The following is a 15,620-nucleotide window of genomic DNA, read 5'->3' as shown; positions in this document are numbered from 1 at the left end:
TTCGTCAGGCATGGGGCGGCCGTGCCGTGGTCAGTAGGAGATCAGTCCTTCGATGTGCCGTGCGCGGATCTCCGCCTTGACCGTGCTGAACTCGCTCAGCAACGGGCTGCTGGTGGTCTTCAGGTGTTGCTCCAGTCGCCTGGTGAGATCGCGGGCGCTGCGGAACCGCCGCCGGGCGGACAGCCTCCTGATCTCCGTGGCCATCGCACTGGAGGCCTTGAAGTACTTCAGGAACATGCGGTCCTCTTCGCTCTGCCGGTTCACCTCGATGAACTTCGGCAAGGGAACGTCCTCGGTGTAGTGGTGCTTCGGAAGCGTGCTCGGCGGCCTTTCCTTCCACGTGTTCCCGGACTTGTAGTGGTAGTTCCACCTCGTCATGACGTTCTCCGGGAAGAACTCATGGGGATTTCCACGGAACTTGACCCGGACCGTGTACCAGATCGCCTTCCCCGCCGCTTTTCTCGCCGTGTCCGCGGGCCCTTCGACACCGTAGTGGAATCGCGTGTTGACGTTGCTCGGCGCCGGTACGAGATTCGAGCCGGATGCCAGACCACCCAGCTTGAAAGGCAGGAGGTGCATTTTGACGAAGCGGTTCGGGGCCTGGGTCAGCGCCTCGCTCCATCCGACGGGGTTGGGCGGGTTCGTGCTGGCACTTCCCGCCTTCTGGCCCGCCGGAATGTCCTCCTGCAGGTAGTAGGCCTTGAAGCTCCGTGCGCGCACGTTGTCCACGAAGGGCGGGAAGACCGCGGGAGGAATGGCGTCGTTGTTGTTCGTTTCGCGTTCTTCGAGTAGACGGGCGAGCCGGACCATCGCCGCCTGGAGCCGCTTGTACTCCCGGGACCGGATGTTCGTGGGAATCGGACGGCTGCCGTAGTTCGCGGTCGTGTACCGCGGCGACATGCTGTTCTGCATGCCGTCGATCTTCTTGGCCAGCGCGTCCGCCTTGTTGAGGGCGGTCGTCTGAGCGTTCTTCTCGTCCCCGTCGGGCATCGTGCCGATCTCCGTGCGCCAGGCACCGAAGAACGCGCTCATCGCCTGCTGCACACTGCGCACCACGAGATCGGCGCTCTGGGTACGGCCGTTGAACAGCAGCGTGTGCACCTCGCTGTTCTGCATGCGGAACCGCACCTGCGGCAGCGGCGGTGCCTGCTGCCGGGTGGTGTCCTCCCGCCGCCTGTTGTTCTCGCGGCGCCGGTTGCGGTCCCGGTCCCGCGTACGGTCCCGGTCGTGACGGCGGCGCCACATCTCCCGCAGGCGACGCAGCCGGTCGTTCAGCCGACCGCCTAGCGTGCGGCGGGCCTTTCCGTAGAGCTTTCCGGCCGCCCGGCGGGCGCGGTTCACGGCCGCCTTGACCGTCTGGCGGGCGCGGCGGAGCGGGCCGCGGCGACGTCGGTCACCGGGCCGGCTGTCCCTGTCCTGGTCCCGGCCCCTGTCCCGATCCCGGTCCCGGTCCTGGGGACGGCGGTCGCGGTTCGTGTCGGTGTCGCGCCGGTCGCTCCGCCCGTCGGTGTCCCGTCGGCGCTCGTCGGGGCGCCGCCTGTCGTCCGCCCGGCGGTCGCCGGGGGGTGTGCGCCCGGAGGCGGGCTCACGGCCGTCCGTGCGGTCGGTGACGGGGCGGCGCCGGTCGGTGCGGAGCGTGTCCCGGGCCGGGCCGCGGCGGTCGGTGCCGCCGCCGCGCTCGTCCCTGTCGTCGTCGCGCATCCTGCGTTCCGCGTCCCGCGCCCGCCGCCTGGCGGCGTTCACATCACGGCCCTCCTCGCGGCGCTCGTCGTCGTCGCGGCGCTTCTTCGGGCGGGTGGTGTGCGCGAGGCGCGGCTTCTTCTCCGGTGCGGAGCGCTTGCCGGGGCGGGGCTTGGACCGGGGGCGGGACGTCTTGTCCGGGGACGGCTTGCGCGGGGCCGGGGGGTCGGCCGGCCTGTCGGTGTCCTTGGGTGCCTCGTCCTTGGGCTTGTCGTCCTTCGGCTTGTCGTCCTTGGGCTTGGTCGGCGCGTCCGGCTCCCCCGGCTTGTCCTTCTTCGTGCGGATCTTCTTCAGCATGTCGCCGAGCCGGTCCGCGACCTTGCCCATGAAGCGGCCGACGCCCTCGATCAGGAACGTGTAGACCAGCTCCAGCAGCGCCACGACACCCGCGGCGACGGCCTTGGCGAAGGGCAGCGCGCCGTTTCCGCTCTTCACCGACTTCAGGAAGTCCATGAACAGGCCGAAGGCGGCGAGGATTTCACTGAGCGCGCCCCACGCGGTCTGCAACGCGTCGATGATCGCCATCACCCAGCCGGCCCCGGGGATCAGCTTGGCGACGACCTTCTCGATCACCAACACGCCGATGATGACCGGGAGTTGGGGAACCGCCTCGTCCCAGGCCATCTGGGCCATCTGGTCGACCGTCACACCACCGTCGATCAGGGCCTGGAAGTCCTCCATCGGGATACCGATGATCTCCTGGACCTTCTGGTTGAACCAGGCCTTGACCGCCGTCTTGATCTCGTCGAAGAGGTGGTCCCGGGCGCCCGTCTCCGCCGCCGCGCCCGCCTTGCTGATCCAGTCGCCGGGGTCGGAGACGATGTCGTTGAAGATGGCGGCCCACTCGCCGAGCGCCGCGACTGCGGCGGCACCGAACTCCAGCGCACCGACCGTGACGGTCTCGGCGATGTCGACGGCCGCCAACAGCCCCGTCTCCAGCACGTCGAGACCGGCGAGCAGCGCCCCGCACAGCCCGTCGAGCAGCTTCCCGGCGACCTCCTTGAGGGCGTCCGCGAACTCGTTGACCTTCTGTACGGCCCAGTCGCGCGCCCCGTCGATGGTGTTGCGCCACTTGTCGCGCATCGCCGGGTAGTCGGCGAGGAGTTCGTCGCCGAGCGCGATCAGGGCGTCGGCGAAGGTGTTGATCTGCTCGATGACCCAGTTGCGGGCGTCGTCGATGAGTTTGAAGACCTGCTGCTTGAACTTGTCGATGAGGTCGGTGACGGCCTGCCGGGCCTTCTCGAAGATGCCCTTGATGGCGTTCTTCAGGCCCTCGAAGAACTCCTTCAGCTTCTCGATGGCCTCTTCGAGCCAGTTGTCGGCGTCGTCCTTGCCCTCTTCCTGCTTCTTCTCCGCGTCCCGCTCGGCGTTGGTCTGCTCGGTCTCGATCTTCTTGTTGTCGTCCTCGGTGCGCTTGTCTACGTCCTTGTCGGTGTCCTCCTCCTTCTTCTTGATGTCCTTGCGGACCTGGTCGTACTTCTTGCCCTTCTTGCCGTCGATGTCCGCGACCTTGTCGTCCTGCTCCTTGCGCCACTTGTCGCGGGAGTCGGCGATGTCGGAGCGGCCCTTGTCACGGGCGTCGGCCTGCTTCCTGCCGCTGGCGGCGACCTCGCGCTGGAGGTCCTGGTCGTACTGACCGCGGTCGTCGGCGGCCTTCTTGTCCTTGGCCCGACGCTCCTGCGTCATCTTCTGGCCGCCCTCGGCGAAACCGGCGCGGATCTGCGGGCCGCGGTCGTGCTCGGCGACGGCGGAGGCGGACTCGATGGGCACGCCGCCGGACACCGACCGGGGACCGCTCGCCTTCGCGCCGCCCTTCCCGCCGGGCACCCTCCCGGTCAGCGTCTCCTTGGGGACGTCCGGGTAGATCTGGTCCTCGCCCATCGGGCGGGCCGCGTCCTCACGGCCGGCGGTGTGCAGCTCGTTCTTGCGCTCGTCGAGCTTCTGGCCCTGTTCGTCGGTGCGTTGCGGGTCGGAGTCGTTCTCCAGGGGCAGCTTCGGGGCGTCGCCGACGCGGGCGCTCCGCAGCCCCTCGTCCTTGGTGGGCAGGCCGAGGATGGAGTCGATGAGATCGTCGAGCGGGAGGATCTCCTTCAGCAGCTTGCCGAAGAGCTGGGCGCCGATGGTGACGGCGATGTCCCACCAGCTGGGCTCGGGCACGTCGGCGCCGGGCACCTCGCCTTCCGGCTTCTGCTCGCCGGTGATCTCCGGCGTCTTTCCGGCGGCAGCCTCGGTGCGGGCCACCTTCGCGTTGGTGTACGCGCCGGGGGCCGAGGCCGTCGGACCGCCGGGGACCGTGCGCGGCGAACCCGAGGGCCGCTGCGTGGTCGGCGGCGCCTTGCGCAGGGCGGAGCGCTCCTTGGCGACGGACCGGCCCACGGCACCGTCCACGCCCTTCAGCGTCTCGAGCATCTGGTGCGGCTTGAGCGACGCCGCCGTGGCCAGGCCCGCCTCGGGCGTGGCATGGGAGACGTCCGGCGCGGGCGCCTCCTTCTTGGGCTTGGAGCCACCGGCCGGGGCGGTACGGCCACGGCCCGGGGCCCGTGCGGGGGTGGGCGCGGAAGCCGTACGACCGCCGCCCCCGCCGCCCCGCCGTGCGGTCTTCGCGGCCTGCTGTGCCGCCTGCCGCTTGGCGCCCTTCGGCTTGGCGCGGGTGCCGGTGGGTGCCGGGGTTTCGGTGGCCTTCGGGGTGTTGGTCCTGGCCTGCGGTCCTGCGGACGCGGGTGATGGGCCGTTGCCGGGTGCCAGTTTCGGGGTGCCGACGGGGCCCGGGGCGGAGACCTTGTCGGGGCCGGTCACGGGGCCGGGGGTGGTGGCGTCGCCCTTGCCTTCGGTGACGTCTTGGTCGGCGGGGGTGGGTACAGGGTCGGTGCCGGTCTTGTCCGGACCCTTGTCTGTCCCCTTGTCCGGGCCCTTGTCCGTCCCCTTGTCTGCCTCCTTCTCCGTCCCCTTCTCCGCACTCTTGTCCGTGCCCTTGTCCGCCTGCTGTTCAGCCCCCTTGCGACCACCGGCGTCCGTGTCCGTCCGGCCCTGGGCCGCTGCCCCGCCCCTGCCCGAGTCCGCCTCACGGCCGCCCGCCGCGCCCTGGGTGCCCGAAGGCGCGCCCGCGGCCTGGCTACGGGCGTCCTCGTCCGCCTTGGCCAACTGCTCGGGCCCGGCCGTCTCACCGGGTTGGGACGCGGTGTCGGGCCCGGCGCCGTCCGAGGCACGGGCGTCCTCGTCGCGGTGTCGGGCCTCCGCGTCCTCGGCGCGTTCCTCCGTCTGCTTCCTGTCCCGGTCCCCGCCGGGCCCGGCAACCTGACCGGCGGCACCTGCGCCCGGTGAGGCCGCTTCCAGGGCGCTGTCGGCCCCGGGCCGCTCGGAGTCCGGCCCGAAGGACACCGTGCTCGGGAGATCGTCGACAGTCTGGCTTTCCTGCCCCGTCTCCTCGCCGCGTGAGGCGGCGTCCTGGGAGCTGTCGGCTCCCTTGTCGCCCTGGACCGCGTCCGACACCGATTCGACGTCGGTGGACGGGAGCACCGGCCGAGAGGCCGTCCCCTTCTGCCGTTCCTCGACCATGCCCGGGCTCTTCGCGGCGTCGGTGTGCCCGAGGAGGTCGGCTTCGGAGGGGGCCGCTTCCTCGCCGCCCGGCTCCTCGTCCTCCCGCGTCTGGATCTCGCGGTCACGGTCGGCGTCGCCTTCCGCGGATTCCGGTTCAAGGCCCAACGGCTCGTCGTCGGTGTCCTGTTCGTTCGTCGGGTCGCCCAGGGTGCGGGTCGCGCGCGTGTCGTCCCCGGTGCGCCGCTTCTCCCCCGGCTCGGCCCCGCTCCGGTCCACGGCGGCGGGGGCGGCGGCCTGGCGGGGTGCCTGCTCGGCGGGGCCGACGCCCTCCTTCTCCCCGGCCTGCTGCTCGGGTTCCGGCGCGGGCTCTTCCTGCGGGCCGGCCTCCTCCGCGACACCCTCGTCGCTCTGGCCCTGCTGCTCCTGTTGTTCCTTCTGCGCGTCCCCCGCGTCCTTCTGCGCGTCCTGCCGGGAGGCGTCCCGTTCCTCCTCCCGATCCTGAGACCGCTCCTGTTCACGTCCCACCGACTCCTCAGGGTCGCGCGCGGAACCCTGCCCCTCGGACGGGTCGTCCTCCTGACGACCGCCCTCCTCGGTCTCCTCGGTCTCCTTGGTCTCCTCGGCCGCCTCGCCAGGCCCCCGCTCGCGCTCCTCCTCGACCTCCTCCGCCTCATCAGGCACCGCCCCCGGCGCCGGAGCCGCGTCCAGAGGCAGCGGCCCCTGTTCCGTCTCCTCGACGAGGCCCACCAATCGGTCGACGACAGGCGTGGGCAGCCGAACCTCAAGCCGCTCCAGCACCACGTCCTGCACCTCCGGCGCCAGTTGCGCCAACTGCAACCGCACGCGCCCCGACCGGTCCTCCGGATCCCCCCGCAGCGACCGCAGCAGCCCGTTGGCCAGCCGGTCCACCAGCGTCGCGGGATCCAGCTGCTCCATACGCCGCCGGTCGGCGTCGACGGTGGCGTACCGCAGCCACCCAGGCGTGGCCTGCCCCTCCCCGACCTCCGCGGACCCCGAAGCCTCCGGCTGCCGTACGACATCCCGCGCCGCCGCCTCCGCCTCCAGCTCGATGGCCTGCTGAGGCAAGCTGACCGCACCGAGTTCACGCCCCGCCCGCAACGTGCCGAGGCCGTGCGGGTTCTGGACGGTGTGCAGGAGCTCATGGGCCAGGAGCCGCAGTCCCTCATCGGTGCCCGGCTTGAAGGCGCCCTCGCGGAAGAAGACGTCCTGACCCACCGCGACCGCGTCCGCGCCGAGCAGCTCCGTCAGCTGCCCGGCGTCACGGCCGGTGTGCAGTCGTACTCGGCTCAGGTCGTGCCCGAGCCGTTCCTCCAACTCCCGCCGGACGCCCGGGTCGAGAGGCTGCCCCGCGCCGCTGACGATGTCCTTCGGTTCAGGGGTACGGGACTTGGCGGCCCGCTCCTTGCGCTTGCGGCGCCGCTGTTCCGCCGTCTGCTCCGAAGAGGCCTCCTGCGTATGCGAGTCGCTCACCGGGCCACCTCCCCGTACCCGCTCAGCCCCTCATGCACCGCGCGCGCCAGCTCCTGCCCGAGGCGCCGCGCCGACAGACCGGCGGGCAGCGGCGGAAGGCCGCTGAGCGCGTCCACGGTCAGCGCACCCTCCGTCGCCAAGGGCACTCCGTGCGCCCGGATCAGCCGGGTCAGCTCGCTCTCGAACGCGGCCGAGACCCGCTCCGGATCCACCCGGAACCCGGTCAGGGCCAACTCGCCCACCTCTACTCGGATCTGATGCGGTGTCACACCCATCCGCGCACCTCCGACGGCGTCAGCGAGCGCTCCAGCTTCAGATACTCCGTGCGGGCCGCCGCGAGCATGTGCCGCATCTGGAGCCGGTCACCCTCTTCCGCCGCCAGGAAGGCTCCCGACAGCGCGATGTTCCGGATCGAGCCGCCCGCGACGGTGAGCTGGGCCAGAAGCCCCGGGTCCAGGTCCTTCACCGGAGCCTGGGACGGGATCACCCGCCGCCAGATCTCGGCGCGTTCGTGCTCGGCCGGGAAGGGGAAGTCCACGACAAAGCGGATCCGCCGCAGGAAGGCCGTGTCCAGGGCCTTCTTCATATTGGTGGTGAGGATCGCCAGGCCCCGGTACGCCTCCATTCGCATCAGCAGATAGCTGACCTCCAGGTTGGCGTACCGGTCATGGCTGTCCTTGACCTCGCTGCGCTTGCCGAACAGGGCGTCCGCCTCGTCGAACAGCAGCAGCGCACCCCCGCGTTCGGCCGCGTCGAAGACCCGGCGCAGGTTCTTCTCCGTCTCGCCGATGTACTTGCTGACCACCTGCGAGAGGTCGATCACGAACAGATCCAGGCCGAGCTCCTTCGCCATCACCTCGGCGGCGAGCGTCTTGCCGGTACCGGAGCCGCCCGCGAACAGGGCGGTGACGCCGAGGCCGCGGCGCAGGGTCGCGGCGAAGCCCCACTCCTGGTGGACGGTGGCCCGCTGCCGTACATGCGCGACGATCTCGCGCAGGACGCCGGTCTGCCGGTCGTGCAGCACCAGGTCGTCCCAGCCGGCCTCCGGTTCGATACGGCGGCCCAGCTCGTCCATGCCGATCCTGGCCTCGTCCAGGCCGGCCAGCCAGGCGAGTTGGACGGCGTCCAGGTCGTCCTCGTAGGGCAGTCGGCGCCGTACCGTGGCCGCCGCGGAGCGCACGACGTGCGGTGGGAGCTGGAACTGGGCGATCAGACAACGGAGTTCACCGTCGTCGAGGTCGGCGACGGGGTGGAACGCCTCGGCCCACAGATCGAGTTGCTCGTCGTCGTCGAGCCGGGGCACGGTCACCCGGGCGCCCTGCTGCCGGTCCGAGCGCATCGGATCCTCGCTGGAGACGACGACCGGTACGGCGGCCCCGGCCAGGAACGCCTCGGTCGCCGCCCGCTGGTCGCGGTCCAGTTCGCCCGCCTCCACCAGCAGTGCGGCGGGCAACAGGATCGCCTCGCGCTGCCACAGCCGGGCGAGGGCGTCGCGCTCTGCGGGGTCGGCCGGGATGTCCTCGGCGCCCATGGCGTACAGGCCGAGTCCGATCCGGGCCGCCGCCGCGGCGGCGAGGTCGGCACGGCTGCGCGGGTCGCCGCCGGTGACCTCCACGAGCGGTGGCGCGTCGGGGCCGGAAACCGTGGTCCAGCCCTCGGCGATACGGCTCGCGGCCCGGTCGTACGACGGAGGCAGATGCTCCGGCGTCGAGGTGCGGCGCAGGCGGCCGTGGAGTCGGGCGTCGAGGTAGGGCGAGCCGAGCAGGAAGTGCAGGATCCGTTCGTCGAGACGCAGCCGTGAGGTCGTCAGGCGGGACTCGTCCTCCAGCTCGACGATCCGCCAGCGGCGCAGCGGTGCCACGGGGGTGAGCGCGCTCCAGTGCGGTTCCGCCAGGGCGGCCAGCGCGAGCGAGAAGGTCGGGTACGCCCGCCTCGGGTCACCGCAGGCGGCGGCGCAGCGGGCGGCGGTCGTGGGGTCGAGTTCGTCGGCGGCGGCGAGGAGGACGAGGTCGCGTTCGAAGGGGGTGAGGCCGAAGCAGGCGGCCAGGGCGTCGAGGGGGCCGGTGCCGTCCGTGGGCGCCGGTGCGGCAGTCGCCCGCTCGTCCTCGGGCTGCCCGGCGCTTGTGGCGTGGGCGTCGATACGGTCCAGGACGCGCCGGATCTCCGCGGTAAGCGTGCCTGCCGCGGCCGTGGTCGACTCGTGCGTCCCCATGTCCTCACCTGCCCCCGTTCCCATGGCGCCTCAGTTCCCCTCCCCGTCGGTCTTCTTCGCGGCGCGCGATGGTGCCGACTTGCGGGCGCGGACCGGGGTCTTGGCGGTCTTCTTCGCCGCCCGCTTCACCGGGACCACGTCTTTGGGTGCCTCTTCCGGCTCGGCGACGGGCTTCTCGGGAGCGGGTTCCTCGACAGAGCGCGGCGGCTGGAACGGCACCACCCGTACCGTCGAGCGCTCCACCGGCTTGGCGGGCGTCGGCGTACCGAGCCCGTCGATCAGGACCAGCGCCGCCTGGTACACCACCGACAGCGCGTACGGCGTCTGGTGGAGCATCCCCCACAGCTTGGACGTCTCGTCCACGTCCGTCACCGAGGGCGTGAACCGCACTCGCTGCACGGTCTCGGCGAGGTCGCTGCCCGCCAAGTAGGGCCGCTCACCGGCCTGTTCGATGACGTCCTTCGGCAGCACCGGGATCTCGTGCAGGGTGCGCACCACGGATCCGATCAGCCGGTGGCCGACCAATTCCGTCTCGTCGCCGTAGGCGCTGATGAGGAAGTGCAGGTCCAGCGCCGCTGCGGGCCGCTTGATCAGCTTGCCGTCGGACGCGCGGGTCGGCAGGTCGGTGTTGCGGTGCGAGGTGTTGGGCGTGACCTGGTACAGGAACACCGAGACGGTGGGCTCGGCGGGCGGTTCGGCGGGCGGCTTGCGCGGCTCGACCTTGACGGCCATGTCGATCTCGGGGCCCAGGTTGGACTCGATCAGCAGGGCGAGGGCCTGGGTGACGTGGGCAATGGCGAGTGCGTTGCTCATGGCGTCGGTTCCTCGGTTCCTCGGTCTGTCTCGCTCGACATCACTCACGCCCTCGCGCCAGGTACTCCGCGAGGCTCAGGGTCGTCCCGGGCCGCGCGTGCTCCGGCGACCGCTGCGGGCTGCCGCCCGACGGAGGTGGCCCCGCCGTCACTTCGAGCCGCCCGATCCGCACCTGCACCACCTGCTCCGGCTGCCGCGCCGGCCGACGCGCCGCGGCCTGTCGTACGGCGTCGCGTGCCGCCGCCGTGTCCGCGGCGCTGGGCCGCGGTGGGGTGGACACGGCGGCGGTGACGGCGGCCGTACCCGAGGGGAGGGGCACGGACGCCGGGCCGGGGGCGGGGTCGCGGTCGGCGCGCTCCCGTCCCTCCGCGCGACGCGCGACGTCGGGAACCGTCCGCGGCTCCGGCGCGATCTGCGCGACGGGACGCAGCAGCGGCGCGACGGGCATCTGAGGGGGAAGCGGAGTCGGCTCCAAGTCCCCTTCAGGCAGGGCGCGTTCAGTGCGTACGACGGTCCGCTCCCGTTCCGTGTGGAGCCTGACCTCGGTCGGCCCCGGCGCCTCCCGCTGCGGAGTGGCCGTCGGCCACAGCGAATTCGGGCCTTCTTGGGGTTCCGGCGCGGTCCCCCGTACCGCCTCGACGCGTTCGAACGGGCCGGGCAGCCGGGGCCGTACCCGCACCACGCCCGGGCGCGGACCGGTGGCCGGTGCGTGCCGGGCGATCAGGCGGTCGAGGAAGTCGGGGACCGGCGCCCCCTGGGCGTCAGACATCCGCACACAGCTCCAGGTAGTAGCGGCGGCGCAGTGGGCTGAGCGCCAGGATCTGCGGCTCGCTCCAGCCGTAGGCGGTGGCGAGCAGATGGACGTCGAGCAGGACGTCGCGTGCCCAGGCGTCCAGTTCGGTCCAGAGGTAGGAGGCGATGTCGAGTTCGGCTCGGGTGGCCTGCCCGCAGTCGGGGCAGGCCACGTTGAGCGTCACGTCGGCGCCGGGGTCGGCGGCCTCGACCGCCTCGGCGATCCGGCGCTGGACGGGGGCGGGCAGGGCGTCGGCCGTGGCCGCCGTCCCGTCGTGCGCCGCCGAGACCAGGCACCGGGCGAGCAGTGCCGCGCGTGGGTCCGCCGCCCGGGCGGCCGCCGCGAGGTCGGCGACGCCGGGCAGCCGGAACTCCACCTCCCAGCCGCCCTCGGAAACCGTGACCTGGTGGTCGGCCGCACGAGAGGCGAACTCCCCGGCGTCCAGGTCGAACTCCATGTCCGCGCCGCAGGCCGCGCATTCCAGGCGCACCTGCATCCGGTCCCCGAACAGGGCCCGGCGCAGGGCGAACAGGTCCGCCTCGCGTTCACCCAGTGGCAGCACCGGCAGTGCCGTGCCGTCGAGGTCCGGCCGGGCGGTGCGGTGCAGCAGCAGCGTGCGCCCGGCCGGTGCCTGGGCGAGTCCGGCCTCCCAGGTGGCCAGCAGCTCGGCCGCCCCCGTGCTCGTCATGTCCCCCAACCTCCCGCTGGTCAGGCCGGGTTGAGGAAGGAGGGTTCGTCCGGCTCGGGCACCTCGTAGTCCCGCTCCCAGCCCTCGCACTCCAGCTTCAGCGTCTGGATGGCCACCGCGTTGGCGTTGGCGTCCAGTTCGCCGAGGACCTGGTACTCGCTCGGCCAGGTCCGGTAGAGCTTGTGGGAGACGGCGACCTGGCCGGCCTCGTTGAGGACCTGGATGACGATGTCCTTGCGGAAGTCGGCGAGGGAGACCTCCGAACCGAGGCCCGCGCCGACCTGCCAGACCTTGTTGGCCCAGCGATCGAACTCGGGGTCGTGGGTGACCCCGCGTTCCAGGGTGATGCCCTCGAACTCCGAGCGGCCCGGGGATTTGCGCGGCGAGGAGGGGTCGCCGCCGTGGCGGTGCTTGACGACCTCCGTGGTCCGCTTCAGCGGAGATATCTTGCTGATGCCCGCGACCGTCCGACCGTCCCACAGGACCAGGAACTTGAAGTTCTTGTAGGGGTCGAAGCGATGGGCGTTGACCGTGAACTCAGCCATCGAAATGTCCTCGGGATTCCTTAGAGCTCGAACTGCCCGGACGTCTGCTGGATCTTGACGATCACGAACTCGGCGGGCCTGACCGGCGCGATGCCGACCAGGACGTTCACGACGCCGTTCGCGATGTCCTCGTCCGTGGTGGTGTCGCTGTCGCACTTGACGAAGTACGCCTCGCGCGGGGTGCCGCCCTTGAAGGCGCCCTGGCGGAAGAGGGTGTGCAGATAGGAGGAGGCGCTGAGGCGGATCTGCTGCCACAGGTTCTCGTCGTTGGGCTCGAACACCACCCACTGCAGGCCGCGTTGGAGGCTCTCCTCCACGTGCAGCGCGAGCCGTCGCACCGGCACGTACTTCCACTCGCTGTCGAGGGCGTCCGAGCCCTGGAGCGTGCGCGCGCCCCACACCGTGGGCCCCGTGACAGGGAAGGTGCGCAGGCAGTTGACGCCGAGCGGGTTGAGCAGTCCGGTCTCGCGGTCGGTGAGGTCGACGGTGAGCGAGCGCACGCCGGCGAGCCGGGCCTCGGTGCCTGCCGGTGCCTTCCACACACCGCGCTCGGAGTCGGTGCGGGCGATGACGCCGGCGACCGCGCCGGACGGCGGGAAGGCGCGCAGCCGCCCGGTGAGCGGGTCGGTGAGCTGGATGTGCGGGAAGTACAGACCGGCGTGGTTGCCGCGGACGGCGTCGAAGGCGGCGAGCCCGGCGCGTGCGGTGTCCACGCTGACCCAGGTGCCGGGCGCGTCGACGAGCAGGAAGATCCGCCGCTCCTCGCACAGCCGCTGCGCTGCCGAGACGACGGTGAGCATGTCCTCGGTCTTCTCGTACGCCGAGATCTCGGGCAGCGCCAGCAGGTTGACGTCGGCGACACCGCGCAGTGCCTGGATGCCGGTCTTGCCGGACTCGCTGCCGATGAGGTCGCGCGGTCCGGGCGCCTCGCCGTCCTCGCCGCCCTCCAGCGGGAACACCGGCGGGTTGACGGAGGCCTCAAGGCCCAGGTCGTTGGCGCACTCGCCGAGGAAGCGGACGACGTCCTCGGGGTCGGTGGAGCCCGCGACCACCTGGACGCGGCGGCCGAAGGCGGTGACCTCGGCGCCCGCGAAGGCGTGCTTGCCGGGGGCGTCGGGCAGGGCGCGCAGCTTGCGCTCCAGCAGCAGCGCCAACTCGGCGACGGAGCAAGGGGGTTCGCCGTCGGAGTCGGGGTCGTAGAACGTGAACTCGCGCTCCACGTCACCGATCTTGACGGTGAGGTCGACGGCCAGGTCGGGCAGTTCGTCGCCGAAGGGCTTGGAGACGGTGCCGGACGGGTCGGGGCGGCCCTCGCCGAGCACCTCGACGCGGATCAGCCGGGAGCCGGCGTTGATCACGGTGGGTGCGTAGCGGCCGTCGGAGGAGTCCATGGACAGGCCGGTGAAGCTTTCGCGGGCCTCGCCGCGGGCGTCGTACACCCGCAGGTTGAACGTGTCGTCGGGGCACTGTGTGTCGTGGTCGACGGCGACCCGCAGACCGTTGCCCCATACGCCGGGTTCCTTGGCGTGCACGTCGAGGACACGGGTCTCGCTGTGGCCCTCGGTGGACTCCAGGGTGACGCAGGCGGCCTTGCCGCTGCCGGACTTGGCGACGCGGACGATGACGGCGACGGTACCGCCGTTGCCGAAGAACTGGTGAACCGCGTGACCGACGGCGCTCCGCGCGCTCAGACCGCCGAAGCGGCGCTCGAACTCCGTGAAGCTCGTGACGCGCACGGGCTCGTTGAGCGGACCGCGCCGGGTGTGGCCCACAAAGGCGGTCACGGACGTGGTCAGGGTCGAGATCGTGCGGGTGCTGCTGGGAAGCTCTTCGACGTAGACGCCGGGATACGTCGGCTTGGCGGCGCTCACCGCGCTCATCGGCATTCCCCCTCCTATCCCTGTCTCGGGCACCGGGACGAAGGCACCAAGAGACGGCGGAGGGAGACATTCCACAAGCGGCGCGCAAAAAGACCCCGCCCTGGTCGGCGGCGGCTGGTGCGCACCGCATCAAGTTCCCCCGTCAGTGCCCCGGGCTGATCGGTTCGCCCGGGTCAAGCAGCGCGCTTGTGACTCCTGATGCTCAAGTGCTCAATACACCTTGGTGTGTTTCGAGTTGACGAAACAAGGCGCGTTCAGGCCAGCGAGGGAGGGGGTTTGGTGAAGAGGGCGGCCCGGCATCCGCACATCACGCCTGCATGCCCCGGCCGGCTGGTTCACAGATCCTTCACAGCGGGGTCGGGCACGGGGGTGCGTGCGGCCCCCGGGAACCCGATACGCGCATTCCAGGACCGTCGTACGCGCGTACGGTCTCCCCGAGTCGTACACAATCCTTCGTCGGCCGATTTCACCGGGGTGACTCGAACACGCCACCCCGGCCCCGGGCTACCTGTCGAGCCGCCCGATGTGCGCCACGTTCTCGCGGTCCTCCGCGTCCTGGCTGGCCTCGGCCGTGAACCAGGCGTCCAGGATCTCCTTCAGCAGGGGCTCGGAGGTCAGACGCAGGCTGAGGGCGAGGACATTGGCGTCGTTCCAGCGGCGCGCGCCGTCCGCCGTGTAGGCGTCCGTGCACAGCGCGGCCCGTACGCCGGGCACCTTGTTCGCGGCGATGGAGGCGCCGGTGCCGGTCCAGCAGCAGACCACGGCCTGGTCGGCCGTACCGGCGGCGACCTCGCGGGCCGCCGCCTCGGAGCAGACCGCCCACTGCGGGTCGTCGCCGGCCCGCAGCGCCCCGTGCGGCGCGACCTCGTGACCTCGGCGCTCCAGCTCCGCGAGAAGGAAGCGGGCGACGGGTTCGTCCATGTCGGAGGAGACGGAGATCCGCATGTTCGCGAGCCTACTCAGCGGGCCCGGAGGGCGGCCAGCGTGGCTTCCAGGTCGGCCGGGCGGGGCCGGTTGTGCGGGAGCCTGGCGAGTACGGCCGCCATGCCGCAGGTGTTGGTGAGCGCGGAGAAGACCAGGCCGCCCGCGATGCCCGCCGCCAGCAGCTGGAAGGCCGGGTGGACCAGCACGCCGAGGAGCAGTCCGAGGAGGACCAGGGTGCCGGCGGTGAAGCGGACCTGGCGTTCCATGCCCCAGACCGTGCGGCGGGCGGCCTCGGGGCGGTGGAGCGCGTTGCCCTCGGCCACCCAGGCGGCGGTGCCGCCGGAGAGGGTGGCGGCGGGGATGCCCTCGGCGGCCAGGGTGCGGCAGGCGTTCTCCGAGCGGGCCCCCGAGGCGCACACCACGAGGAGCCCGGCCGCCCGCCGCAGCTCGGGCAGGGCGCCGCGGAGCTGGTCCAGCGGGAGGTTCAGGGCCCCGGGCAGGTGGCCCGAGGCGTATTCGCCGGGTGTCCGTACGTCGATGACGGTGAACTCGGCCAGCCGGGCGCCGGCCTGGCCCGGGGTGAGGGTGTCAGGGGTGAGTGGAGCTGTCATGGCAGATGTGATCCTTGGTGGTCGTCGACGTCGTCCCGAACTGGGACGTAGAGTACCCCTAGGGGTATTTCTGGAGGAGTGATCGTGGAACTGGACCTCGCGGGTGCCGACCTCAAGGCCGTGCTGAACCGGCTGCGCCGGGCGCAGGGCCAGATCTCGGGTGTGATCCGGATGATCGAGGAGGGACGGGACTGCGAGGAGGTCGTGATGCAGCTCGCCGCCGCCTCACGCGCCCTCGACCGGGCGGGCTTCGCGATCATCGCGACGGGTCTTCAGCAGTGCGTGACCGACATCGAGGCCGGCCGCAGCTCCGGCGAGGACGCCGAGCAGATGCGGGCCCGGCTGGAGAAGCTCTTCCTGTCGCTGGCCTGACCGCATGGCGAAAC

The 15,620-nt window shown here is 71.6% G+C and carries 11 protein-coding genes; 1 reads left to right on the top strand and 10 read right to left on the bottom strand.

From position 1 onward, the window contains the following. Positions 1–30: 30 nt before the first annotated feature. The 10 genes from H4N64_RS00645 to H4N64_RS00600 form a co-directional block, all read right to left on the bottom strand. Entirely contained in the window at positions 31–6,768 is a 6,738-nt protein-coding gene (locus H4N64_RS00645; RefSeq protein WP_186279831.1) for an eCIS core domain-containing protein, read from the bottom strand. Then, positions 6,765–7,043 carry a hypothetical protein gene (locus tag H4N64_RS00640; protein ID WP_186279829.1) on the bottom strand — a complete coding sequence of 93 codons (279 nt, stop codon included), beginning with the start codon at positions 7,041–7,043 and terminating at the stop codon, positions 6,765–6,767. Before H4N64_RS00640 ends, H4N64_RS00645 begins: the two co-directional genes overlap by 4 nt. Next, complete coding sequence (locus H4N64_RS00635; RefSeq protein ID WP_186279827.1) at positions 7,034–8,980, bottom strand: ATP-binding protein; 1,947 nt, start codon at positions 8,978–8,980, stop codon at positions 7,034–7,036. The genes H4N64_RS00640 and H4N64_RS00635 overlap by 10 nt, the downstream gene beginning before the upstream one ends. Before the next feature lie 30 nt (positions 8,981–9,010). Beyond that, positions 9,011–9,793 carry a Pvc16 family protein gene (locus H4N64_RS00630; RefSeq protein ID WP_186279824.1) on the bottom strand — a complete coding sequence of 261 codons (783 nt, stop codon included), beginning with the start codon at positions 9,791–9,793 and terminating at the stop codon, positions 9,011–9,013. Positions 9,794–9,833: 40 nt separating this feature from the next. Beyond that, positions 9,834–10,562, bottom strand: a complete 729-nt coding sequence (locus tag H4N64_RS00625) for a hypothetical protein (RefSeq protein ID WP_186279822.1) — start codon at positions 10,560–10,562, stop codon at positions 9,834–9,836. Then, a complete protein-coding gene (locus H4N64_RS00620) occupies positions 10,555–11,274 on the bottom strand; it encodes a T4 family baseplate hub assembly chaperone (protein ID WP_186279820.1) in 720 nt (239 codons plus the stop codon). Before H4N64_RS00620 ends, H4N64_RS00625 begins: the two co-directional genes overlap by 8 nt. 20 nt (positions 11,275–11,294) lie before the next feature. Further along, positions 11,295–11,819, bottom strand: coding sequence for a phage tail protein (locus H4N64_RS00615; RefSeq protein ID WP_186279818.1), 525 nt, complete (start codon positions 11,817–11,819; stop codon positions 11,295–11,297). 20 nt (positions 11,820–11,839) lie between these two features. Then, entirely contained in the window at positions 11,840–13,705 is a 1,866-nt protein-coding gene (locus tag H4N64_RS00610) for a phage tail sheath subtilisin-like domain-containing protein (RefSeq protein WP_186279816.1), read from the bottom strand. A gap of 498 nt (positions 13,706–14,203) precedes the next feature. Further along, positions 14,204–14,644: an RpiB/LacA/LacB family sugar-phosphate isomerase gene (locus H4N64_RS00605; RefSeq protein ID WP_186279814.1), complete on the bottom strand. Its 441-nt coding sequence runs from the start codon at positions 14,642–14,644 to the stop codon at positions 14,204–14,206. Positions 14,645–14,658: 14 nt separating this feature from the next. Further along, positions 14,659–15,234, bottom strand: a complete 576-nt coding sequence (locus H4N64_RS00600) for a rhodanese-like domain-containing protein (RefSeq protein ID WP_186279812.1) — start codon at positions 15,232–15,234, stop codon at positions 14,659–14,661. Between the two features lie 84 nt (positions 15,235–15,318). Here H4N64_RS00600 and H4N64_RS00595 point away from each other — a divergent pair, with 84 nt between their 5' ends. Continuing rightward, the gene (locus tag H4N64_RS00595; RefSeq protein ID WP_186279810.1) at positions 15,319–15,606 is read left to right on the top strand and encodes a metal-sensing transcriptional repressor; all 288 of its coding nucleotides are present in this window, start codon (positions 15,319–15,321) and stop codon (positions 15,604–15,606) included. Positions 15,607–15,620: the final 14 nt, after the last annotated feature.

Origin of the sequence: Streptomyces cupreus (assembly GCF_014257025.1) — a bacterium.
GTDB lineage: Bacteria > Actinomycetota > Actinomycetes > Streptomycetales > Streptomycetaceae > Streptomyces > Streptomyces cupreus.
Note: the sequence above shows the minus strand (reverse complement) of the source record. Positions and strands in the feature narration are given on the sequence as shown.